Here is a 23,563-nt window from a genome sequence, read left to right as displayed (position 1 = left end):
ACTTCTTGAGTTTTCTCTATCTCGTCAGTGCTCTCTTTTGGCTCAAATGAAAGATCAACACAACCTAAAAAAGATAATGGTATAGCATGCAGGGATCCATGTATCCCGACGCTAACCCTGCGGGTAGAGCGCGGGGCTTGTTGCCCCCGCACCCCCTTTGGTTAAACATTAGGTTGCCCAGGAAAGGGATCCCAGCGGCACTCACGTTGTATTATTGGCTACTTCAGCCGGCAGGTCGAGCCTCTTTTGGGGAATCGGGCTAGATTGGATCCCACTGTTGATTTCTGCTGTCCACTTCTAGGGTTCTGGCGGCATGAGTTCTCCGGCCATCCAGTGGTATCCCGGCCATATTGCCAAGGCAATTGGCCAGTTGCGGGAAGAGTTGCAGCGGGTGGATGCAGTCATCGAGGTGTTGGATGCGCGGATCCCGTTGGCCAGTCGTCATCCTGAGCTGGGCCGGTGGCTGGGGGAAAAACCTCGCCTCCTGGCTCTGAACAGGGCGGACTGCATTGAGGCTGGGGATCTGAAAGCTTGGCAGGAGTATTTTTTACGGCAAGGGATCCCTGTCTATCCCACCAATGGCCGCTCAGGAGAAGGGGTGAATCGCCTCAAGCAGGCGGTCTTGCAACTGGGGCAATCGGTCAATATGCGGCGTCAACAGCGGGGAATGCGACCGCGGGCCGTTCGGGCGGTGGTGGTGGGCTTTCCCAATGTGGGCAAATCTGCTTTGCTGAATCGACTGTTGGGGCGGCGGGCAGCTGAGAGCGCAGCACGTCCTGGGGTGACGCGGCAACTGCGGTGGGTGCGGCTGGGGGGAGAGTTGGATCTGTTGGACTCGCCGGGCATCCTACCGCCCTCTCTGCCGGATCAACAGGCGGCCTCTCTATTGGCCATCTGCGATGACATCGGCGAAGCGGCCTACGATCCCGAACGGGTGGCGGCCCACTTTTTGGATCAAGTGCTGAGGGTGCAGCCCCAAGCCGGATCTCTCTTGCAAAAGCGCTACGGTTGGCCGGATCCGATCCCTCCCGGTGGTGCCGCAGTGCAGGAGTTGGCCGAGCGGCGGTATCAAGGGGATCCCCAGCGGGCGGCACGGCAAGTTCTCAACGACTACCGCAAGGGCTTGCTGGGGCCGCTGGCCTTGGAACTCCCTCCCAAGGCTTGAGCCCCTTAGAAGAAATCACGAAAGAAAGTCACGTTGTTGCTATGCCCACGGCAGGGAAACCGCTGCTGTGGGGCGTTGACTTTTCCCGAAACTGTCTACACTTGTCCCCAACCGGGATCCAGCCTCTGTTTCCAAGGCCGATACACCTTGAAGTAGACAACGGAACCCACTTGTCTGGCCAAGGCTTTGATGCAAGTGTCTCCACCCATACAGCGCTGGCAAACGGGATGGTTCACCTGCAGACGATTGAACCCCCGCCGCAGCGCACAGGCCGGTTGGCCCCGCAAAATCTCGGCCAGGGATCCCCCCAGCGTCACTTGCCCCAGCGGGATTTGCCCTTCATAGTCCTTGCAACAGGGCACCACCGTGCCGTCGTAGAGGATCCCCGCCTGACCGGAAGCGCCATTGCAGTATCCCCAGCGAGCTGGGATTACCCGGTCTGTCTCCACGTTGCCCCAACTGTCCAAGGGAAACGTTTCCAAAACCAAGCGGGGATGGATGCGGATCTGCTGCCAGCGGCCCGGTCGGTAAGTAGCAATCTGGGCTTCTACCCAATCGAGAGCCGGTGCATCCGGGATCCCTTGCAAAGCTCGTCTGGCCCAAGCCGAGAGCTGAGCGCGCATCTGCTGTGCAGAATCGATCACCGAAAGAGCCTTATGCGGCACCAAAAACGGGTGGGGGCTAGTATCCAGGAATTTGAGATGCACCTGCGTAGGGCTGGAGGAGCGCAAGTGCACCTGCAGAAATTGGGTAATCCCAGCAAAGTAGCGCTCCGGCGTGAGGCGGGGAGGTGCTCCGCGAATGCTGAAGGTGACTGGATCGGGAGTTTGCAGGGAAATGGTTAGCTTAGCAAAGGGGCTGCGGTTCAGCTTTTCAATGTGCTCCGGCCAGAGGGCAAAGGTGCTGCCGTTGCTGGTCAGGTGCAGGCGAAGGCCAAGCTCAGCGGCCCTGCGAATACCCTCGAAAAGGTATGGGTAGAGCAGCGGCTCCCCCATCAGGTGAAAAGCCATCACGCGGGCCAGCCCTGTTGCCGCTACTTCCTCCAAAATCTGCTCCAGCAGCGCGGGCTCCATGTGCCCCCGCCGCCGTTGCATGATCCCATCTGGACAAAACTCGCACTTAAAGTTGCAAACGTTGGTCACCTCTATGTGCAGGCGTTCCAGTTGGGGAATAACAGCAGACATTAACAGCAGACATAGAGAGGGCCGGAACAAGTCGAGGGCAAATAGCGGATCCCCCACAAGCGCTAGGTAGTGATACGCTGTTTATTAGGTTAGATCCGGAGCGGAGCCATCGCAATGCTGAAATGCACCACTCGCCACGTCCATATCTTTGCCGGTGAAGTTACTGCAGACAACAACTTCGTGCCCCGCAACGACCTGTTTACCCTCGATGTGGATCCGGACAACGAGCTGGTCTGGACTGATGCTGCCCTGCAAAAGGTCTATGCCCGTTTCGAAGAGTTGGTGGAAGAATACCGGGGGCGAGACTTGACCGAGTACAATATCCGCCGCATTGGGTCTGACCTGGAACATTTCATCCGCTCCCTGCTCAAGCAAGGGGAGATCGCCTATAACCTGCAGGGGCGTGCCCCCAACTTCAGCATGGGCTTTCCCCAGATCCCTGCTGAAGAAATTGTCGGCCAATACATCCCCAAGGGCTAGCTCTTTGCCGGTTCTGGACAGAGTTTTTGATTGTTCTGCATCTAAGGCTTTTACCCATCTGATTGTCGGAGCGTTTCCCCATGTCTGGAGAACCCACCCCCGAGGCCGCTGCTGCCGAGAAACCCGCTGAAGCTGCCAAGCCTGCTGCTGAGGATTCCCCCAAAGCCGCTGCGAAAAAAGTTGCTAAGGAAGAAAAGCCCTTCGAGCAACAGATCACGGAAGAGGTGATCCCGGCAGCCATTGCGGCTTTTCAAAAGCGCGGAGTCAGCGATCTGGAGCTGCGCCTGGAAGGCAAGACGCTGGTCGGCGCGTTTGCAGGAGGCAAGAAGCAATTTAGCGTGCTGTTTGCTGAGGGATCCTTGAATGGCCGCAAGTTCTTCCGCTGTACCACCGAAGGATCCCCGGCCAGCACCATCGAGTCTTTTATGATCGACGAGCGGCGCGTGGATGTCAACCTATTCGTGTTTTATTTGGTGCAGCGCCTTTACGCTCAGCAGTGGTATTGAGTTCGCGTGACCTTGAAGGATCCCTGGCTACCCCTAGCCGGAGAGAGTAAGCCTGCTCGCAAGAGACGAGGGGAGGTGCAGCCGGCTGCAGTTACCGTAAAGCCAGGATCCATCCGGCCATGTTCTTTGGCATGCCCACGATCCCAGAACGGGCACCTTGGCTGCCGCCTTCCCGGAAGATGAGCTGCGCACTTGGCTCGAAGAACGGTACCGCCCCAGCGGGATCAGCCGTCCATAGTCGCGTTTCAGGTTAGGGTGAGAGGCCTGGGCTACTGATCGCGCCAGCGGGACGGAGTCCTTGAAAAGCCTTCTGGCCCCGTGCATTCAACGTTTCTAGTTTGAATCGAAATGCCCATAATTGCCCAGAGGGCTGCTCTCGTAGATCAGGATCCCCGGCAAACGGCGCAGCTGGGGCTCGAACCCGGTCGGCCCAGAGGTTGTTCCCCAGTGCAGGGATCCCTTGCCATTGGGAGGGATGTTCTGTCGAGGCCAAAAAGATTATCGTTTGTAAAGAAGGCTAAGGCGGTGCTACGGGAGGTCTCGAAATGTACATCGTGCAGATTGCGTCTGAATGCGCCCCGGTTATCAAGGCGGGGGGACTGGGGGATGTGGTGTACGGCCTCAGCCGCGAGCTGGAGGTGCGGGGCCACTGTGTCGAGCTGGTTTTGCCCAAGTACGACACGATGCGCTACGACCAGATCTGGGGTTTGCACGACGCCTATCGCGATCTCTGGGTGCCCTGGTACGGGGGAGCCATTCACTGCTCGGTGTACTGCGGCTGGGTGCATGGCCGCCTTTGCTTTTTTATTGAGCCTCACTCAGGAGACAACTTCTTTAATCGCGGGTGTTATTACGGCTGCCCGGATGACAACATGCGTTTTGCTTTTTTCAGCAAGGCGGCTCTAGAGTTTCTCCTACAAAGCAACAAGCGCCCCGACATCATCCATTGCCACGACTGGCAGACAGGGTTGGTACCGGTGCTGCTGTTTGAGATCTACAAGTACCACGGCATGGGAAACCAGCGGGTGTGCTACACCATTCACAACTTCAAACACCAAGGCTTTGGCGGCCCAGAGATTCTTTGGGCTACCGGCCTCAACCGCGAACCCTACTACTTCCACTACGACCGTTTGCGCGATAACTTCAACCCCTTTTCTCTCAACTTTATGAAGGGGGGAATTGTTTTTTCCAACTTTGTCACTACGGTCTCTCCCAATCACGCGCTGGAGGTGCAATTTGGCGACTACGGCTATGGACTTGGCCATACCCTCTACTTGCACCGGCACAAGTTTCGCGGCGTTTTGAATGGCATCGATTACGACATTTGGAACCCGGAGATCGACCGCTTTATCCCCGTGCGCTACACTGCTCAAACGCTGGAAAATAAAGCTAAAAACAAAAAAGCTCTGCGGGATCGGCTGCTACTGCAGGATGTTGACAAGCCTATCGTGGCCTATATCGGGCGATTGGACGAGCAAAAGGGCGTGCATTTGGTGCATCATGCCATCTACCGCTCCCTGTTCAAAAATGCCCAATTTGTTCTGCTGGGATCCGCTACAGAGCGAGGGATCGGCGCTTGGTTTGCCCACGAGAAAAGCTACCTCAACAACAACCCCGATGTTCACATTGAGTTGGGCTTTAACGAAGAACTTTCCCACCTTATCTATGCGGGGGCAGACATCATCGTAGTGCCCAGCCACTACGAACCCTGTGGACTCACTCAGATGATTGGCTTGAAGTATGGCACAGTTCCGGTGGTGAGAGGAGTGGGTGGCCTGGTGGATACCGTCTTCGACCGCGACTACGATCCCCACAAATTGCCCGAGCAACGCAACGGCTACGTCTTTTATCACACAGATCCAGCTGCTTTGGAGTCGGCTCTGGATCGGGCCATCGACCTTTGGTACACCGCTCCTGACCAGTTCCGTCAACTGCAGATTCAAGGCATGAGCTACGACTACTCCTGGAACTATCCTGGCAAGGAGTATCTGGAGATCTACGACTTCATTCGTCACCGCTGAGCCCAACAGCGATCCCCAGCGATCCCAGCTCTTGACCCCAAGGACGAAATGCTGGACGATAGGTAGCAATCTTGGGCTTAACCTTCTCTACAGATTTGCTGCTGAGAAGGGCAAGTCTGCTCCGTTATCTTTCCCTGTCTGTAAGGATCCCCGGCTGCCATGGGTTATCTCGCCTTGGTACTCCACGCGCACCTGCCGTTTGTGCGCCACCCTGAGCAAGACTTTGTGCTGGAGGAAGAATGGCTCTACGAAGCCATCACGGAGACCTATGTGCCGCTGCTGCACATGTTCGAGGGGCTACAGCGAGATGGCATCGACTTTCGCTTCACCATGTCCCTGACGCCGCCCTTGGTGTCGATGCTGCGGGATCCCTTGCTGCAGGAGCGCTACGACCACTACCTAACCAAATTGGAAGAGCTGGCCCAGCTGGAGTACGACAAAAACGCCACCAACGGCCACATTCGCTACCTGGCGGAGCACTACATCAAGCAGTTTGCCATGGTGCGGGATCTCTGGGAGCGCTACGACCGGGATCTGGTGCGAGCTTTTAAGCAGTTTCAAGACAGCGGCAACCTGGAGATCATCACCTGTGGGGCTACCCACGGCTACCTGCCCTTGATGCAGATGTACCCGCAGGCAGTCTGGGCGCAGTTGATTGTAGCTTGTGAGCACTACAACGAGCACTTTGGCCAATGGCCGCGGGGGATCTGGCTGCCGGAATGCGCCTACTACCAAGGGCTGGAGCGGATGATTGCCGATGCCGGCCTGCGCTACATGATCACCGACGCCCATGGTCTTCTCTACGCCAAGCCCCGGCCTCGTTACGGCATGTACGCCCCTATTTTTACCGAGACCGGCGTCGCCGTTTTCGGGCGGGATCACGAGTCTTCGCAGCAGGTGTGGTCGGCAGAGGTGGGCTATCCAGGGGATCCGGTTTACCGCGAGTTCTACAAAGACCTAGGGTATGAGGCCGACTACGAGTACATCAAGCCTTACATCATGCCCAACGGCCAGCGGAAAAACACCGGCATCAAGTACCACCGCATCACCGGGCGCAACCTGGACCTGGGGCAAAAGCAGCTTTACGACCCCTATTGGGCGCGGGAGAAAGCGGCAGAGCATGCGGGCAACTTTATGTTCAACCGCCAGCGGCAAATCGAATATTTGTACAGCGTCATGGGCCGCCCGCCGCTGGTGGTGGCCCCCTACGATGCGGAGTTGTTCGGCCACTGGTGGTACGAGGGCCCTTGGTTTTTGGATTTTCTCATCCGCAAGAGCTACTTCGACCAAAACACCTACCGCATGACTCACCTGGCGGAGTACCTGCGGGAGAACCCCACCCAGCAGGTGTGCAAACCTGCCCAGTCCAGTTGGGGGGCGCGCGGCTTCCACGAGTACTGGCTCAACCCCACCAACGCCTGGATCTACCCCCACCTGCACAAGGCCACCGAGCGGATGATCGAGCTGAGCCGTCGCGAGCCTGCCGATGACCTAGAATGGCGGGCCTTGAACCAGGCGGCGCGAGAATTGCTACTGGCTCAATCGTCTGACTGGGCTTTTATCATGCGCACGGGGACGATGGTTCCCTATGCAGTGCGCCGCACCAAGTCCCATCTGCTGCGCTTCAACCACCTCTACGAGAAGATCAAAGAGGGTCAGTTTCGGCGAGAAAAAGCCACCCCTGAAGAGGAGCAGTGGCTGGCCAAGGTGGAATACATGGACAACATCTTCCCCAATATCAACTACCGGGTTTACCGACCCCTCTAAGCCGGTTGGGCAGGTCTGGAGGGTGCCTGCTTCCGACCGCCAGAGACACCAGAGGCAGAAGTTTCCGGCTACCCTCCTTGAGGGGATCGAACTACCCCAGGGCAGGAGGGATCCTCCGTTCGTTGCGCTGATCCCAACCTTCCTCTCCTTTTGGGAAAGGGGCAGGAGTCGCTCGTGTTGGCCTCGCAGAGCGCTCAGGGAGCGTTTTAATCTGGCTTGTTCAGTAGCCCCGATATCCCCGAAGACTCCCTGCTGCTGGGGCCCGCCTTCCCCAGCCGAATGGTCAGGCCGTCGGTTCTAGAGCTTGGTGCCGCACTCGGCGCAAAACTTGTGCAGGGTGGGGTTTTTGGTGCCGCAATTGGGGCAGTAGATCAGCTCGGCGGCTTGTTCCAGTTGCCGCTTCTCCGGCAGCCCGATCATCTGATAGTTAGCTTTGCCGGCAGGCACCATCGGGTAGCAGTTTTCGTCCCGCTTGACCACAAAGTCGGCCACTACCGGCCCCTCGTGCTTGAGGATCTCCTGGATGGCATCTTCCAGTTGATCGGGGTGATCGACGCGGATCCCTTTTACCCCAAAAGCCTCGGCCAGCTTGACAAAATCCGGCATTCCGGGAGACATATCCGAGTGGGAGTAGCGCTCGCCGTGGAAGGCCTGCTGCCACTGCCGCACCATGCCCTGCCAGCCGTTGTTGATGATGGCCACTTTGGTGGCAATGCCGTACTGAGCCACTGTGCCCAGCTCTTGCATGTTCATCTGGAAGCTGGCATCGCCACTGATGCAGATGACTTCTTCGTGAGGCAGGGCTACCTTGACTCCCATCGCCGCGGGGAACCCGTAGCCCATGGTGCCCAGCCCAGAACTGGAGATCCATTGGCGCGGCCCGTTGCGCAGAAACTGCGCCGCCCACATCTGATGCTGGCCAACATCGGTGGTGTAGTAGGCGTGGGGAGCATGACGACGAAAGGCATCGATCACCTGTTGGGGGGCAATCACGCCTTCGTAGCTGGGCACCTGCAGGGGATAGTCCCGCTTCCAGCGCTCGATCCGATCCAGCCAGGCCTGAGTTAGGCCTGGAGTAGAAGGCATTTTGCTCAGTTGAGCCAGCATCTCCACCAGAACAGTGCGCACATCCCCTACAATCGGCACATCGGGCGCACGGTTTTTGCCCACCTCGGCTGGGTCGATGTCGATGTGAATGACTTTGGCGTGCTTGGCAAATTCATCTAGCTTGCCGGTTACGCGGTCGTCGAAGCGGGCTCCCACCGCAATGAGCAGGTCGCACTCGGTGACGGCGAAGTTGGCATAGGCCGTGCCGTGCATGCCCAGCATCCCCACCGACAGGGGATCGTTCTCATCGAAAGCCCCTTTGCCCATGAGGGTGGTGGTCACCGGGATCCGATAGGTGTGGGCCAGCTCGGCAATTTCGGCGTGGGCACCGGAGATGATCGCCCCACCTCCCACATACAGCAAGGGCCGCTTGGCCTGCAGGATCAGCTTGGCCGCTGTGTGGATTTGCCGTGGGTTGCCACGCACGGTGGGCTTGTAGCCGGGGATGTTGATCTCGCTGACGGGTTGATAGTCAAACTCTTCCAGGCCCACATCTTTGGGGATGTCGATCAGCACCGGCCCGGGCCGCCCTGTCCCGGCAATGTGAAAAGCCTCTGCCACGATCCGAGACATTTGGCGCGGATCCCGTACCACGTAGGAGTGCTTCACAATGGGCAGGGTGATGCCAAAGATGTCCGTCTCCTGGAAGCCGTCGGTGCCAATCAGATGGCGAGGTACCTGCCCAGTGATGACCACCATGGGTACAGAGTCCATCATGGCGTTGGCGATGCCCGTCACCAGGTTGGTCGCCCCTGGGCCAGAGGTAGCAAAACACACCCCCACCTTGCCAGTGGCGCGAGCATATCCGTCGGCGGCGTGGGCAGCCGCTTGTTCGTGGCGTACCAGGTAATGTTTGAGCAGCCCCTGAGACTCGGCTTTGTACAGCTCGTCGTAGATGGGGAGGATGGCTCCCCCCGGATAGCCAAAGATGTGTTGCACCCCATGCCGGTGCAGGCTGTCCACCAACGCATATCCACCAGTCGCCACGGTGTCTCCTCCCCACTGAGATGACCGAACGTCAAACGCCCGCTCTCAGGAGCGCCAGCGCAGACAGGGTACTGGCCAGAAGTTGGCCAACTTTGTATTCAATTCTACAGTCTAGCAGTGGTTTGCTTTGGAATCGCTTAGGCTTTCACGGTCGGCTAAAGTAACACTGGGGATCCCTGGGGATCCTCGCCGGAGTGTTGAGAGTGCCCTATCCATGACTGGAGAGCCAACCCCCATTGACCCCGGGCCGGAGCGGTCTCAGGGCAGCTTGCTGCTAGCTGTGCCCATCCTCGGATCCCCGCACAGCGCTGTGGGATCCCGACAGTGGCTGGTATGGGGAGCGCTGGGGATCTTTCTGGTGGGTCTGGGGTTGCGCCTGTGGCGGCTGGACGAGTTCCCGGCACCTGTGTTCGATGAGGTGTACTTCCCGGAGTTTGCCCAGAACTACCTGGATGGCAAGCCTTTTTACGATGTGCATCCCCCCTTGGGCAAGTACTTCATTGCCCTTAGCATTCAGGTGTTTGGCCGCAACGAGTGGGGATTCCGCTTCGCCACTGCTTTTTGCGGATCCCTGATCCCTCTGTTGCTGACCGGTTTAGCCTACCGCCTCACCTACCACGTGGGCTTTGCCCTGTTGAGCGGGGTTTTGCTGCTGACCGATGGGGTGTTTCTGGTGGAATCCCGCTTTGGCCTGATCAACGTGTATCTGGTAGCCTTTGGGCTGGCAGCGACCATTCTATTGCTCAGAGGTCTAGAAAACCAAGGTTGGCGACGGGCTGCTCACTTTGCTTGCTCCGGGATCCTGTTGGGGGCGGCAGCTTCGGTGAAGTGGAATGGCCTCTGGTTTACCTTCATGTTTGCTCTGTTGGGGATCCTCGTCTGGGGGGTGGTCTGGCTGCGCCCGCAGTGGATCCCACGGTTGGGCATTTTGAGCCAGATTCGTCATCTGCGCTGGTGGCACTATGCGTTCTGCTTCGTCCTCGCTCCGCTGGCCTTTTATGCCATTCAGTGGATCCCGCACCTGCAACTGAATCCCCAGCAGGGACTAACTCTGGATTGGAGCTGGACGGGCATCCAGAATTATTTCCGATCCCTGGTGCTCATCAACCAATCCATCTACGGCGGCCACATGGCAGCCCACCTGGTGGTGAACGAAGAGACCCCTGTTCACCCCTACTGCTCCACCAGCTTGCGATCCCTGGTGGCTTGGTTCCCGGCTTTGCGTCCTTGGCTGACTACGCCCTTGGCCTCGGCAGGAGCTTGGTCCTGGCCAATTCTGGGCCGCCCCGTGGCCTACTACTTCAGCAGTCAGGGCAACCTCTGGCAAGCTGTGCATGGCTTGGGCAATCCTTGGCTGTGGTGGCTGGGCACGGGATCCATCTTGGTGCTTGTCTGGCGAGGGATCCGCCACTTTCACGGTCTCGAAGCCTTCATTTTGATTGGCTATGCGGCCAATTACCTGCCTTGGTTTAGGGTCAGCCGCTGCGTTTTTATCTACCACTACATGAGCGCTCTGGCGTTTAGCACCCTAGCCCTGGCTTGGTTGGTGCTGCTGGGCTGGCAGAGCTATCGCCGCTTTTGGCGCGGGGCGAGCATCACGGCGGTGGCCCTGGTTTTGGCGTCCTTTGTCTTCTTTTTCCCCGTTTGGCTTGGCCTGCCCCTCAGTCCAAGCGGATTCTACGCCCGCATGTGGTTTCGCTCTAGCCCGGTGCCGCTGTTCTGTTTCAGCCCCCAATCCTGCCAACAGCCCCCGCTGCACCTGCCGCCCATCCCCGGCTTGAACTGGATCTAAGGGAGGCATGGTAAGCTTTGTGAAGTTTGTTTCGTGAAATGCGGCGCTCCGTTACCGAAAGATGGAGCGAGGTTCGCGAAACCCTTGTGGTGGAGGTAGTGGAAACGTCATGGCCCGATCTTGCCCGAGTTCTGCCAACTCTCCCCGCCGTCCACTGGCTTACCCAGAGCAAGCTGTCCCGGTTGGGGTGATCGGGGTAGGCAACATGGGCCAGCACCACACCCGCGTTTTCAGCCTGATGAAGGATGTGCGGGTCGTGGGGGTAGCGGATATCAACGTGGAACGGGGATTGGATGTGGCCAGCCGCCACCGCATTCATTTCTATGAGGACTACCGCGATCTGCTGCCCCATGTAGCTGCCGTGGCCATTGCCGTGCCGACGGTTCTGCACCACGAGGTGGGTATGGCCTGCCTGGAGGCCGGGGTACATGTGCTGATCGAAAAGCCCATCGCTGCCAGCATCAGCGAAGCAGAATCGCTGGTGAACCGAGCTGCCGATTGCAATTGTATTTTGCAGGTGGGGCACATCGAGCGCTTCAGCCCTGTTTTCCAAAAGCTGGGCCAAGTCTTGCAAAGTGAAGAACCTCTGGCTTTCGAGGCTCACCGTCTCAGCCCCTATTCCGACCGCGCCAGCGATGTGTCGGTGGTATTCGACTTGATGATCCACGACATCGATCTGTTGCTGGAGCTGATCCCGTCGCCCGTGACCCAGATTACCGCCAGCGGCAACCGCATCTCCAAGCTGGGCTACCTGGACTACGTCACGGCTACTCTCACTTTTGCCAACGGTGCCATCGCCACCCTCACTGCCAGCAAGGTCACCCACCGCAAGGTGCGCAAAATTGCCGTCCACTGCAAGAATGCCTTGGTAGAAGCAGATTTTCTACACAATGAGATCTCGGTGTACCGCCAGGGATCCGTCGGCAGCACCAGCGACTACGGCCAAATGCCCTACCAGCGGGATTGTTTGATTGAGAAAGTCCACACCGACAATATCGACAAGCTGCATGCCGAACTGGAGCACTTCATCAATTGCGTGCGGGGGGGCAACCAACCTTCTGTGGGTGGGGAACAGGCCCTGAAAGCATTGAGGCTGGCCTCGGAGGTAGAGCGGATTGCTTTGGATGGATGTGCCTGGAGCGAAGCCAAGCCCCGCCGTAGTCTCCTATCCTAGTCTTTAACGCAAGCCCCAGATGGGGGCAGAGCCCTGTTGTTGGCCCATAGCCATTCCAGCATCAGGCTGGGGAAGAAAAAGCGACATTCGCGCCCGCGGAGTGCAGCTCTATTGACAGCTCCCCATTCGGGTGGCAGCTTTTCGAGCGAGCAATGGGGCTCCCACCAGACTCAGGCAAGAGGTGGCATCCACAGCTGTGAAATCGGGCACGCAAGCCCCGGCAGCAACGGCGAGTCCAATTCGAGTCCAATTCATCTTTCCCAAGCAAGTTTTGATCAACACCAACTGCCTTTGCTGACGCCGGTAGACTTCCACTTGTTGCTGTTGCCAGTCCACCACTCAATACTCCTGTAGCCCAAGCCGACTGTAAAGCTTGAGCTTAGTTTGCTTATCTTGGCCAATATTGCGAGCTCCAGGGCTCAGCACTCCTACCGCCGATTCTGGGACACTGTGGAGTTTGCCATCCGCCCCTAACGCTGTTCTCAGTCGAGAGCGGCTTACCCACACCACATCAGGAGCCACATTGTTATCTTCGGCAAAAATCACTCCCGGAGCAGTGTTGGCCAATCTCAGGCCCGTTTTCTCACTCTATTCGCCTTTCAAATTTCTTCTAAGATGCGAAACTGCACATGGTTAATGGCCAGCTCCCCAATTGAGGCTTGGTCGGTGTTGATCGTCTCGAAAGGGATCCCTTTGGCGATCTCGGCATGGGTCCAGGGCAAGCCCATGAAGTAGCGCTGCGAATAGGGGCGCTCCCCCCGATCGTCGGGGTTCGACTCCATCGGCACCCAACCCCAGCCGGGCAGATAAAACTCAATCCACACGTGGTTGTACTGGGGAAACAGCGGGATCCCTTTCAGTTCTGGATGGGGAGGACATTTGTAGCGCCCCACCGTGCGGCAAGGGATTCCATTGAGGCGGGCCAAAGCCAACAGCACCCCCACATATTCGCCACAAGAACCGGAGCCACGCCGCAAAACCTCATCCGGCGGATCAATGCGAGAGGTGACCCGGTAGGAGAGCTTGTCGTAAACATAGGCCCGGATATTGAGCATTTTGCGCAGCAGGTTGGTCTCGCTGCCAACGGCCAGCCGCGCTGCCTCTCGGACAATCGAGGTGTCCATGGCCAGGTAGTCATCGTCCACCAAGTAGCGATCCCGCAGCTCCCTGGGCAAAACGGCAGCCTCTACATCCAGTGGATCGATGCAGTACTTGATACTGTAGAGATCCAGCACCGCCCGCCAGCCAAACAAGCGCACCTCATGGGCCCCCAGGGATCCCAGCGAAAACACCGCCACCTGTTGGCCAGATTGCTCTTCCACTTCAAACGGCAGACCTACCCAGTGCAGGCTGCGCACCCGTTGGCGAAGGCTGTTGCAGGGCAAGGCAATTCGCCAGACCAAATCGGGCAGGAAGCGCGGCTCTTCTTGGGCAATTTCTTCCACATAGGTCAGCTCCACCCGATAGCCGTGGGAGAGGGTGTAGGTGGCGCGTTCCCCCAGACACTGGGGCTGAAAAACTACCGGACAGGCAATGGGGGAATCCTCGGCCTCGGTTCCACTGCCGCCAGAGGGGTCGGGGGAGCTAGGGGGATCCAAAGGCCGCAGGCGTAGGGGGGCCACCCAGGTTTTATCGCGCAGGGCCACCGACAAGGGATCTGGAGCGTTGGGGTTGTCGTGGATGTAGGCTTCTTCGTGGGCATAGGCCACCCAGAGTTGCCCCCGCCAATGGGCCAAGCCTGTTGGCCCAGGAGAAGGGGTGAGGATACGGGCCAGTTCTCGCCCGGTCTGGCGCTCCAGCACGTAGATCGTCTCTTCCACCCGATCGCTCACCCAGAGGTAGTCTCCCTGCACCGCAATCTGTTCTCGGCCAACCCCAGGGGCAGGCATCTCCTGCACAATAAGGCCACGGCTGGGATCCAGTTGCAGGATTTTTTCCCGTCGGTAGCAGGTGGCATAGAGGTAGCGGTTTCCCGTGTGGGGATCGCTCCAGAGGGCGATCCCTTCGATAGGGTAGGGGCACCTACACACTGGAAAGGCTTCCAGGGATCCCGGTTGCTGCAGAGCGGACATGGGAATGCGCAAGATTTGCCCCTCTTGCTCCCGACTGAGCCAAATCCACGCTTGATCCCCTTCTGACTCTACCCACAAACCGTAAGCGCCTTGGAAAGAATGGACATGATGGGGATTGAGCAGCAGGGTGTTGTGCTCTTGAATTTCCACCAAATAGCCCCTCACCCGATCCAAGCCCAACAGGCGATCTCCCCAGGTGGCCAAACCTTCCAAAGCAACCAGCCCCAGAGGTTGCAGAGGGGCCACAGTTCCCTGTTGCCGCCCAGATGGAGGCCACCAAGCAGGCTGGGATCCTCTTGCCGTGGAACCTAGATTTTTCAGAGCACCCAGATCATTTGCCGGATGGATGGCAACCATGAAGGCTTCCTTGCCTATGGATGAAGTTGACATGCTGGCGCGATCTGCACCAAGGCGGTACGACTGTCCAATATTTACTGTCCAACATTATTATGATGCGCCTCTTTTCAACCCCACACCCAAGGCTTCTCGACCGATGTATCCCTGCTAGTCTTGCCAGGACTGGAGAATGTTACGATGATGGCGGCTTTTTGGCCAGCAAGATAGAGCAGCGGTGGGGAGTGGTAGGGGATGGAGTTGGCCTTGGCAATTGGCGGCCTGGTGGCAGGGATCCTGGCCGGGGTGCTGGGCATTGGCGGTGGCGTGATCCTGGTGCCCTTACAGGTCAGCTTGGGGATCCCACCGGTTCAAGCTGCAGCCACCAGCAATCTTTCCATTGTTATGACCTCGATTGCGGGCAGCATCCAAAACTGGCGGATGGGCATGCTTGATTTGAAACGGGTGATCCTGCTGGGGATCCCAGCGTTGCTTACGGCTCAAGTAGGAGCAATTATCGCCAGTCGCCTTCCCAGCTATCTGCTGTTGGCAGCGTTTGGAGTGTTGCTGCTGGCCAACACTTACCTGGTGCAACTCAACAAAAAGGTGGTTATCCAGGCCCAAGAATTGGGGGCTGACGTCAGCGGTGCCGAGCACCTCAGCGGGACGGAGTCCTCAGGGCAGATGTCTCCCTGGCTAGCCCGCGCCCTGACCGGCGGCACTGCCGGTTTGTTGGCCGGGCTGTTTGGCATCGGCGGTGGGGTGATCCTGGTGCCAATGCAGATCCTGCTGCTGAAAGAGACAATCAAAGTGGCGATTCAGACCAGTCTGGGGGCCATTGTGATCACAGCAGTTGCTGCCACTGCCAGCCATGCGGGCCTCAGCGATTGGATCTGGAATGGCCTGGGGTTCGGGGACGGCACCATCCACCAAAATGTGCTCTGGATCCCAGGTTTAATCTTGGGGACAGGGGGGTTAATCGGTGTACAGATCAGCACACGCACCCTGCCCAAATTGCCCGATGAAACCGTCGGACTGCTGTTTCGGGGCTTTCTGACCATCCTTTCTCTCTACATTTTTTGGCAAGCTTGGCAAAGCTACCGAGCTCTGTGAAGTGATCCTGGTCTGCCCCAGTGCTCGGGACAGCAGTCCTGGTTCCAAGCTACGGTCATTTGGATTTAAACTGGGACACTGAACTCAAACCCAAAATGTTGCATGCACTGATCCAGAAGGCTTTTCAAGGACTCCGTCCCGCTGGCGCGATCAGCAGCCCAGGCGTCTCACCCTAACCTGAAATGACTCTATCGGGTGTCGCTCCCAGCTTTCGGGCCTGATGACTCAGATGGATTCAACGGTTTGAAAGACTTGGCTACGCTGGACGCGCTTTCCCCTCAGAGGGCAGGGCTTTTGCTACTTGGGATAGATCCCCTTGTTTGCAGAGGTCATGCACAGGGTAGCTGCCGAAGAGCTTCAAGGTTTCAGCAATTGATTCCAGCGCCGCAACCACCTCGGCATCCAAATAGGGTTGGCCAACAGGATTCTCCAGATCGACAAAAAAGACATACGTCCCTGCCGATTTTTTGGTGGGGCGCGACTCAATACGGGACATGTTTAAACCTCGCTCCGCAAACACTTGCAGAGGTTTCAGCAGCGCTCCCGGCACATTGTGGGGGAGGCTGAAGGCTAAGGAAGTATGGGATCCCCCCGGAGAAGCAGGATCGGCAGAGGTTTCACCCTGTTGACCGGAACGCGAGAGCGGCGCACGGCCAATAACCCAAAAGCGAGTGCAATTGTCGGGGTGATCGTTGATCGGGCAGGCCAAGACCGGCAGTTGGTAGAGGGTGGCAGCTCGTTCTGAGGCGATGACGGCGGCGCTGGGCTGCTCCTGCAGGCGATCCAATTCTTCGGTGGTCGAGCGGGTTGGGATCAAAGTGGCCTGGGGCAGATGGGATCTCAGCCAAGCCTGACATTGGGCCAAAGCTTGCGGGTGGGAGTAGACCTGCTCAATTTGCTCCAACCGCGAGGCACGTCCGATGAGGGCATGGCGAATGGGCAGGATCAGCGCCTGCCGGATCCCTAGCCCCTCCAGTTGCCAGAGGGCGTCTAAGGTCATCGAGACCCCCCCCTCCACCGAGTTTTCCACCGGCACCACCGCCCATTGTTGCTGGCCGACAGCTACCGCCTCTAGACAGGCGCTGATCGTTGGATAAGGCACTAAGGGGTGGGATCCCTGGCTGTGCAGGTGAGGCTGCTCAGGGCAGGCCAGCAAAGCTGCCAACTCTGTGTAGGTTCCAGCAGGGCCAAGAAAGGCCACCGGCGAAGGGGAAACGTTCGCGCCAGCGGAGCGCAGCTCCATCAGAGCCATTCCTTCAATTGTCGCTAGGGGCCAGTTCTAACTCTATCGTCTCGGCGTCGCGCAGCAGCAAAGGACATTCAGGCTCCGGGCAACGGGGATTGGCCGCCACCTTGTCCATGGCCTTCACCACCTCCAACCGGATCAGCCTCTGCAACTCCTGATCCGCTTGAATGGCTTCTAAAGTTCGGAGAGAGCCGTGAAAACTGGTGGCGTATCGAGGCTGGAGGTTGTTCAAAGCCAGGGCGGCAGCATCGTTACAGAATTTCTCGCAGAAGCAGTAGCGCTGTTGACTCTCCATCAGCAGGATTTCATTGACCATCTCCAGAACAGCCCGTTCCATTTGATTTTCCAGGCTCTTCAGAGGCTTATGTTGCTCCGCCATCGCTACCTCCCAATGGGAACCGAATCCGCCGCCAAGTCCCTGTCTTTCAGGGAGCAGGAGTGCTCTCGATTACCTTCGATGCTGCTCTACTCTCTGTTGACACGTCAAGTCAAGCCCTCTGCTGCCGACGCGAACAGCCTCTGGCCCGCTCCTATCCGTGCTTGAGGCAATCCAATCTGTCGTGTCAGGCATCATCAAAACCCAGAGAATTAACCAACACTCTTGGCAGACGGGCAGAAAGTCCACACAGCAACTCATAGGAAATAGTACCCAACTGATCGGCCCAATCCTGCACAGATAAACCCGCATTTGCCAGATTGGGGCCCAGCAGCTCCACCACATCCCCCACCTGGATATCCGGCCTCTCGGTTACATCCCACATACATTGATCCATCGTGATTGTGCCCACCTGTTGGATCAAGCCGCCGCGCACCCATCCTCGCAGCCAGCCGGAAAGCCGCCGTGGGATCCCATCCGCATAGCCGATGGCCAGAGTGGCAATGCGACTGGGGCGAGAGGTGATGTAGCGATGCCCATAGCTCACGCCAGTTTGAGCAGGCACAGTTTGGATGTGGGACAGCCGCGCCTTGAGCCGCAGAATTGGCTGCAGACCTGGCACCGGCAAGTGAGGGGCAGGGGACAGGCCATAGAGGACCAACCCCAAACGCACACGGGAGTAGTGGAGATGGGTTAAAGCACCGGCTGAGTTATCCAGATGCAGCGCCGGTAAGGGATCCCCGGCTTGGCGGATCTGTTCCACCACCTGGGCAAAGCGGGCGTGCTGCTGTTCCATGACTGGAGAATGGGGCTCGTCCGCCGTCGCCAAATGGGAAAACAAGCTACAGCCTTCCAGCTCCGGGATCCGACAAATCTGCCCCCACACGGCTGCAGCTTCCTTCCAGGGGATCCCCAAACGGGTCATACCCGTATCCACATTGACATGCACCGGGACGGGGCGCCCGGCCCAACGGGCTACCTGGCGCATCAGCGGGATTTGCTCTGCACAGGTGAGGCTGACCTCCAACCGGGCTGCCATGGCCTGCTGTAGTTCTGCCCAGGTATTCAAAGCTCCCAACACCAGAATCGGAGCCTGCAGCCCCGTTTGCCGCAACTCGATCCCTTCGGCCAGGGTGGCCACACACAGCCCCTTGGCACCAGCCGCAACAGCCACGGGAGCCACCAACTGCGCCCCATGCCCGTAGGCATTGGCCTTCACCACCGCCCAGATCTCGACGTTTGAGCCTAGGCGCCTCTGCAACAGCCGCAAGTTTTCTCGCAGCTGGGCTGCGTCAATTTCCACCCAAGCCCGACTGGTCAACAGCTCCAGGTCGATGGCCCAATCCAGCTCCGCCAAGGAATTGGCCTTCTGGGATCCCTCTCTCCAAGTATTGCCCTGCACTCCCAGAGCAGCTGCTCTCAAAGTGCCCTGCGCCGCCGGCGCGACCGGTTCTCGATTCACCGTTCACCCCCCACACCCAAAACCCGTCCTGATTAGATTTAGGTTTAGCGCAAAGTCCACTCCGGCGCCATCCACAGCAACGGCACGTCTGGGATCCCAACAGCCTCGTTGCTCTCCAACAGCCGGCCCAGCCAAGCGGCTTGCCTTTGCGAGGACAGTCCTTGGCTTAACAGGCGTCGCAGTACTCGTTGGAAGCCCTCTCCCTCACCCGCCGGCGACAAAGAGGGATCCCCGGTCATGCGCCGCAGATCCTCCACCGCTTCGGTGTAGCCCCCCAAAGCATCCACCAAGCCCACCTCCACAGCCTGTGCCCCGGTGAAGATGCGCCCATCGGCCAACTGTCGCACCCGGGCTTCATCCAAGCTCTGCCGCCGCGCGATCATCTCCGCCTCCAGCACCTCATCTGCCTTCTCTGGCAAGTGCTGGCGTCCTTGGGCCACATCGCGAATGAACTGCTCGAGGGTATCCTCCACCAAGTTTTGCAGAAGGCGCTGCTCTTGAGGAGTGGCACTGCGGAAAGGAGAGAGAAGGTCTTTGTACTCGCCGGTTTTGAAGGTCTGCGGCTCTATCCCGTAGTTTTCCAGCAGCTTACCAAAGCTGAGGCCGCTGATGATAACCCCTATGCTGCCGGTCAGGGTGCCGGGGTTGGCATAGATTTTGTCGGCAGCGCTGGCCACGTAGTACCCCCCACTGGCAGCAATGTTTTCTAGGATAGCGATCACCGGCTTGTCCGCCTCGTGCAGAGCAGTTACGGCACGGTAGAGTTCCTGGCTGGATCCCACAGCTCCGCCGGGACTGTTGATGCGCAGCAATACAGCCTTGACAGAGGGATCCCGTGCTGCCTCCCGCAACTGTTCCACAGGAGAAGTGGGCAGGCCTACCAAAGTCGAACCCCCTGGGCCGCCTATCGTTCCTTCCAGGGTGACCACCTCGATGCGATCCGCCCCCCGTGCGGCCTCTAGGCCAACCCCGCCTCGGGTAGGCTCTGAGGCAGGGCGCGTGCCCCCGACAATGGCCGCAATAAGGCAGACGACCAGCAAAGAAGCCGCCAAAATGCGGTTAAGCTGAGTTTCTTGTGTCACAGGCCCCTCAATTGCCACTGACTCCGTTCTACCACCCCGCGGGCTTCCTGGGATGCCGGGCAACAAAAGGCTGAGGGCCGAGCAAACCCCACTGTTGCTTCCCCCCGGTTGAGCCATCCAAGCTATTGACAAGGATCCTCCACTTATTTACGATCAGGTTCCAGCGTTTTTTACCGCTGAGGCATCTTCTGCAGGTTGCCAGTGTAAGCTGGAGTAGAGGGTAGGATCCTTGAGCGGGATTCTGGCTCGAAGCCAAGTGATTGGGGCTTTAGCTCAGTTGGTAGAGCACTTCAATGGCATTGAAGGGGTCAGCGGTTCAAGTCCGCTAAGCTCCATCCCCAGAGGGCCGATAGCAGTCGTGGCTTCTATTACCATCTATTTCTACTGCTTGCGCTAGCGGGCCGGAGGCCTTAGCAGGAAGCAAGCGGTTGTTTGTTTCACCTTGACGGTGAGATAAGTGACTATGCGTTGCGAAACGGTTCAGCAACATCTCCCCAAGCCCAGACAGTCCTATCCAGCAAGGCTTCTGGGCTTCTTAAGTGTCCACAAAGGCTCGGCAAAATCTACCCCCAACTCCTCTCCTGTAAGGCGGCCTTCCCTCACCTCCGGCTTCTCTCCCCCTGAGAGAGGGGAGTTAGGGATCGACGCAGCAAGCCGTTTCATTGCTGTTTGAAATAATGAAAGTATTCTGCTTGGGAGCAAACCTTAGGCAGCAAGGGATCCTCCGCTGTTTTCATCCTTTCCACGGAGAGGATCCTGACCTATCTCAGGGGCTTCCACCAGGCGATTTCCCAACTCACGCTTGCCCCTCTCCCTGACGGCGGATTAAGAAGCGGATTTCCTGAAGGAGAACCTCAAAGCGTTGATCCGATTCAGCCTGCCGCTGCCTCAATTCTCTCAGCTCCTGCCGCAATTCCCGCACTTCCTGCCGCAATTCCAGGACAACCTCAGCGAGACGCCCTGAAAGGGTCTGCAAGGCAAGCTGAGCATCGGTAACCTGGGCAACTGTATTGGCCACCCTGGTCACAGCTTCGGCCAACTGGACAAACCGCGTCTCAATTTCCTCATTGGTCATGGCCGGGTGTGTCTTGCTTGGCTAATGATCAGCTCATTCTACCCTGCACGGTATGGAGTGTCACTCTCTGAGAATGGGCCGCAATTTTGAGGAAAAACCGGCTGGCCAACGGGGGTTATCAACCCAGGGATCCCCCATTCGCGCAAGTCAGCTGGCCAGCGCTATGAGGGTGGTGTAAATCCCTTGGAGGGACGCAGTGGCCTGGCTCCAGAGGGTGTGGGTCAACGACCACCTATCCAGACCCATGGCTCCACAGAGCAGCAGCAGATACAGGTTGGCAAACGTGAAGAGCGAGGCCGCCCGATCTCGATTGCAGGGATCCTGCAGCAACTGCACCGCCTTCCAAACCAAGAGGGATCCCAGCAGCGCCGCGACGCTCAGATAAAAGGATCCCAGCATCCCTAAGGGGTAAACCAGCAACAGGCTGACCGGAACCATCAGCAGCGCGTAGAGCAAAATCTGTGCGGCAGTGAGTCTTTCGCCCGCGACCACCGGCAGCATCGGCACCCCGGCACGGGCATAGTCTTCCCGCTTCAGAATGGCCAAAGCCCAGAAGTGGGGTGGAGTCCACAAAAAGATGATGGCGAACATCACCCACGCGGCCCAGCTGAGCTCGCCTGTGGTTGCTGCCCAGCCCACCAAAGGTGGGATCGCTCCTGCCGCTCCACCGATGACAATATTTTGCGTGCTGGAACGCTTCAGCCAGTGGGTATAGACCCCCACATACACCAGGATCCCCGACATGGCCAAACCGGCAGCCAGCAGGTTGGTGAAAATAGCCAACAACCCAAAGGCAGCCAAAGCCAGGATCCCCGAAAAAATCAGAGCATCCCGCGCCCGGATTCGACCGGAAGGCAGGGGACGATGGCGGGTTCGCTCCATCATCCGATCGATATCGGTGTCATACACCATGTTGATGACGTTGGCTGCCGCCGCCGCCATTCCTCCCCCCAAAAGGGTGATGAAAAACCTGAACGGGTCGGTGTTGCCTGCCATCCACATGGCCCCAGCCGTCGTCATCAGCAAGAGGGCGATGATCTTGGGCTTCACCAACTGGCTGTAGCTGCGCAAAACCTGGACAAGCGCCTGGCGCTCGCACCCCAGAGCACATGGGCTCTGCTCAGAGGGGATCCCCCCCATCGGGTTCTGGTAGGAAGCCTGACGGTCGACTAAAACGCTATCTTGCATGAAATTCACTCACCGGTCATTTCTGCGGTCATGGCCATCCACTGGCCTTCTTCCCCCTGGGTTCGCATTCGCCAGGCCAGCACCGTAAAACCCAGCAGACAGGCCAGCAAAGCTGCCCCCATCATCTGATGGGCCACCGTTAGGGGTTCTACCTGCAGCCGGTAATGATAGGTCAAAACACCGATCCCCACCTGGGCCAACAGCAGGCCAACAGACCCATGGCCCAAGAACTTGAGAAGGCGGGGGATCCGCTTGCGCCGCAGCCCGGTGGCCACCGCTACCGCCAACACCCCAAGGGTGGCCGGAGCAACCCCCAGCAAGTGGCTATTCATCACCCAGCACAGCTCGCCGGCAGCAAAGCATTGATGCAAAGCCCATTGGGAGGCCACCAAGGCGCCCAGAAGGCTCTGGACATACACCAGCAGCACCGCCCCCAAGCCCAGCCAAGGCAAGTAGCCGACGGAAAATGGCCCTTCACCCAGTCGCAGCGGCAGGATGGAGTCCTTAGAACCGGCTCTTGTCCAGATCAGTAATCCCAGGGTGAGCAAAGTGGCAAAAAACAGCAGGCCCGTGCCCAAGTGGGCCGTCACAATATCAAAGCGCAGCAGCTCCGTGACCGTCAGCCCACCCAGGATCCCTTGCATCAAGACCAGAACAAAAGCCCAGCTCAAACCCCAGGGCAGCCAAGTGGGCAATGCCTGACGCTTCAGCCAAGCAAACCCCATCAGAACCAGCGTAGCCAAGCCTACCCCAGAAGCCACCATGCGGTGAAACCATTCCAAAAAGACTTGTAGGTTCATCTGCTGGCTGGGCACAATTGCCCCGTAGCAAAGGGGCCAATCTGGACAGGACAGCCCAGCATTCATGACGCGGGTGGCACTGCCTAACCCCATCAGCAGCCAAGTGGCCAATGCTAACCCCAGTAGGGCTTGTCCCATACGCAGGGAAAGCTTGTCTGAGAGCACAGGATTCCGCTGGGAAGAAGGTTGGGATTGATGAAAGATCGAAGAATCCATTGCAGTTGAAGGCATAGCAAAGACTGGGCTGACGGCTCGAGCATCTGCACTGAAAAAGAGGCTGGGCTAAAAAAGCCTAGCCGGCTTGGTATCAGGCCATCTGGAAACAAAGACGCAGGTTACTCGCTGACTATTCCTCGAAGCCAATCCTAAATGCGGTTTTGTGGCTGGCGAAGGCTTTTTAAGAATTTCTTTCTCGGCGCACAGGTGTTCCGAATCCTAGGCACCTCTGGGAAGTCAAGCCAGCAGACCAATCCTTTTCCCCCTGGGAGAGGGGTCGCGGCAGCGGCGCGAAGCGTTTGGGCGGCAGCGGGAGTGTCTCAATCTCGTTTGGAATGACTACAATGCGTAAACTACCCGACTCCGACCGCTAAGCGGTACGGAGCGGGCTTTCAGTAGCCCTGAGCCTGCTCTGCT

General features: G+C 58.3%; 19 protein-coding genes and 1 tRNA gene. 9 read left to right on the top strand and 11 right to left on the bottom strand.

Going from position 1 to position 23,563, the window contains the following annotated elements:
* Positions 1-313 precede the first annotated feature (313 nt).
* Positions 314-1,165: a ribosome biogenesis GTPase YlqF gene (gene ylqF / locus NW840_RS06765; RefSeq protein ID WP_414343260.1), complete on the top strand. Its 852-nt coding sequence runs from the start codon at positions 314-316 to the stop codon at positions 1,163-1,165.
* A 95-nt stretch (positions 1,166-1,260) separates the two neighbouring features.
* Here the strand turns inward: ylqF and NW840_RS06760 are convergent, their stop codons facing one another.
* Positions 1,261-2,349: a radical SAM/SPASM domain-containing protein gene (locus NW840_RS06760; RefSeq protein WP_414330230.1), complete on the bottom strand. Its 1,089-nt coding sequence runs from the start codon at positions 2,347-2,349 to the stop codon at positions 1,261-1,263.
* A 114-nt stretch (positions 2,350-2,463) separates the two neighbouring features.
* Between NW840_RS06760 and NW840_RS06755 the strand changes: the two genes are divergently transcribed.
* From NW840_RS06755 to NW840_RS06740, 4 genes are all read left to right on the top strand, one after another.
* Positions 2,464-2,829 carry an NAD(P)H-quinone oxidoreductase subunit M gene (locus NW840_RS06755; protein WP_414343259.1) on the top strand — a complete coding sequence of 122 codons (366 nt, stop codon included), beginning with the start codon at positions 2,464-2,466 and terminating at the stop codon, positions 2,827-2,829.
* 80 nt (positions 2,830-2,909) lie between these two features.
* Entirely contained in the window at positions 2,910-3,335 is a 426-nt protein-coding gene (locus NW840_RS06750; RefSeq protein WP_011432290.1) for a DUF2996 domain-containing protein, read from the top strand.
* A gap of 545 nt (positions 3,336-3,880) precedes the next feature.
* Positions 3,881-5,356 carry a glycogen synthase GlgA gene (gene glgA / locus NW840_RS06745; protein ID WP_011432291.1) on the top strand — a complete coding sequence of 492 codons (1,476 nt, stop codon included), beginning with the start codon at positions 3,881-3,883 and terminating at the stop codon, positions 5,354-5,356.
* Between the two features lie 159 nt (positions 5,357-5,515).
* Positions 5,516-7,123, top strand: a complete 1,608-nt coding sequence (locus NW840_RS06740; RefSeq protein ID WP_414330234.1) for a glycoside hydrolase family 57 protein — start codon at positions 5,516-5,518, stop codon at positions 7,121-7,123.
* 297 nt (positions 7,124-7,420) lie between these two features.
* Here the strand turns inward: NW840_RS06740 and ilvB are convergent, their stop codons facing one another.
* Positions 7,421-9,217 (bottom strand): biosynthetic-type acetolactate synthase large subunit, encoded by a 1,797-nt coding sequence (gene ilvB / locus NW840_RS06735; RefSeq protein ID WP_414343257.1) that lies wholly within the window; start codon positions 9,215-9,217, stop codon positions 7,421-7,423.
* A 214-nt stretch (positions 9,218-9,431) separates the two neighbouring features.
* Here ilvB and NW840_RS06730 point away from each other — a divergent pair, with 214 nt between their 5' ends.
* Together NW840_RS06730 and NW840_RS06725 are read left to right on the top strand one after the other, a co-directional pair.
* Positions 9,432-11,009, top strand: coding sequence for a phospholipid carrier-dependent glycosyltransferase (locus NW840_RS06730; RefSeq protein WP_414343255.1), 1,578 nt, complete (start codon positions 9,432-9,434; stop codon positions 11,007-11,009).
* Positions 11,010-11,118: 109 nt separating this feature from the next.
* Complete coding sequence (locus NW840_RS06725) at positions 11,119-12,183, top strand: Gfo/Idh/MocA family oxidoreductase (protein ID WP_414343254.1); 1,065 nt, start codon at positions 11,119-11,121, stop codon at positions 12,181-12,183.
* A gap of 339 nt (positions 12,184-12,522) precedes the next feature.
* Here the strand turns inward: NW840_RS06725 and NW840_RS06720 are convergent, their stop codons facing one another.
* Entirely contained in the window at positions 12,523-12,750 is a 228-nt protein-coding gene (locus NW840_RS06720; protein WP_414343252.1) for a Uma2 family endonuclease, read from the bottom strand.
* A 32-nt stretch (positions 12,751-12,782) separates the two neighbouring features.
* Entirely contained in the window at positions 12,783-14,501 is a 1,719-nt protein-coding gene (locus NW840_RS06715) for a transglutaminase domain-containing protein (protein ID WP_414343250.1), read from the bottom strand.
* Between the two features lie 342 nt (positions 14,502-14,843).
* Here NW840_RS06715 and NW840_RS06710 point away from each other — a divergent pair, with 342 nt between their 5' ends.
* Positions 14,844-15,701, top strand: coding sequence for a sulfite exporter TauE/SafE family protein (locus NW840_RS06710; RefSeq protein WP_414343249.1), 858 nt, complete (start codon positions 14,844-14,846; stop codon positions 15,699-15,701).
* Between the two features lie 256 nt (positions 15,702-15,957).
* Here the strand turns inward: NW840_RS06710 and pheA are convergent, their stop codons facing one another.
* The 4 genes from pheA to sppA form a co-directional block, all read right to left on the bottom strand.
* Positions 15,958-16,944: a prephenate dehydratase gene (gene pheA, locus NW840_RS06705; protein WP_414343247.1), complete on the bottom strand. Its 987-nt coding sequence runs from the start codon at positions 16,942-16,944 to the stop codon at positions 15,958-15,960.
* Positions 16,945-16,957: 13 nt separating this feature from the next.
* Positions 16,958-17,326, bottom strand: a complete 369-nt coding sequence (locus tag NW840_RS06700) for a late competence development ComFB family protein (RefSeq protein ID WP_414330167.1) — start codon at positions 17,324-17,326, stop codon at positions 16,958-16,960.
* A 184-nt stretch (positions 17,327-17,510) separates the two neighbouring features.
* Positions 17,511-18,785 (bottom strand): alanine racemase, encoded by a 1,275-nt coding sequence (alr, locus tag NW840_RS06695; protein ID WP_414343246.1) that lies wholly within the window; start codon positions 18,783-18,785, stop codon positions 17,511-17,513.
* Between the two features lie 44 nt (positions 18,786-18,829).
* Positions 18,830-19,867, bottom strand: coding sequence for a signal peptide peptidase SppA (sppA, locus tag NW840_RS06690; protein ID WP_414343244.1), 1,038 nt, complete (start codon positions 19,865-19,867; stop codon positions 18,830-18,832).
* Positions 19,868-20,129: 262 nt separating this feature from the next.
* On the opposite strand from sppA, the gene NW840_RS06685 reads away from it, so the two are divergent.
* Positions 20,130-20,202 (top strand) — tRNA-Ala (locus NW840_RS06685).
* A 461-nt stretch (positions 20,203-20,663) separates the two neighbouring features.
* On the opposite strand, the gene NW840_RS06680 is transcribed toward NW840_RS06685, so the two are convergent.
* From NW840_RS06680 to NW840_RS06670, 3 genes are all read right to left on the bottom strand, one after another.
* Positions 20,664-20,942, bottom strand: a complete 279-nt coding sequence (locus tag NW840_RS06680) for a hypothetical protein (protein ID WP_414343242.1) — start codon at positions 20,940-20,942, stop codon at positions 20,664-20,666.
* A gap of 147 nt (positions 20,943-21,089) precedes the next feature.
* Entirely contained in the window at positions 21,090-22,082 is a 993-nt protein-coding gene (locus NW840_RS06675) for a heme o synthase (RefSeq protein ID WP_414343262.1), read from the bottom strand.
* A 53-nt stretch (positions 22,083-22,135) separates the two neighbouring features.
* On the bottom strand, positions 22,136-23,068 hold the full coding sequence (locus NW840_RS06670) for a COX15/CtaA family protein (protein ID WP_414329307.1): 933 nt from the start codon (positions 23,066-23,068) through the stop codon (positions 22,136-22,138).
* Positions 23,069-23,563 lie beyond the last annotated feature (495 nt).

The sequence above is a fragment of the Synechococcus sp. R5-13 genome (genome assembly GCF_047462015.1).
In the GTDB taxonomy this organism is placed as follows: Bacteria; Cyanobacteriota; Cyanobacteriia; order Thermostichales; family Thermostichaceae; genus Thermostichus.
This window is presented reverse-complemented; position numbering and strand designations above follow the sequence as displayed.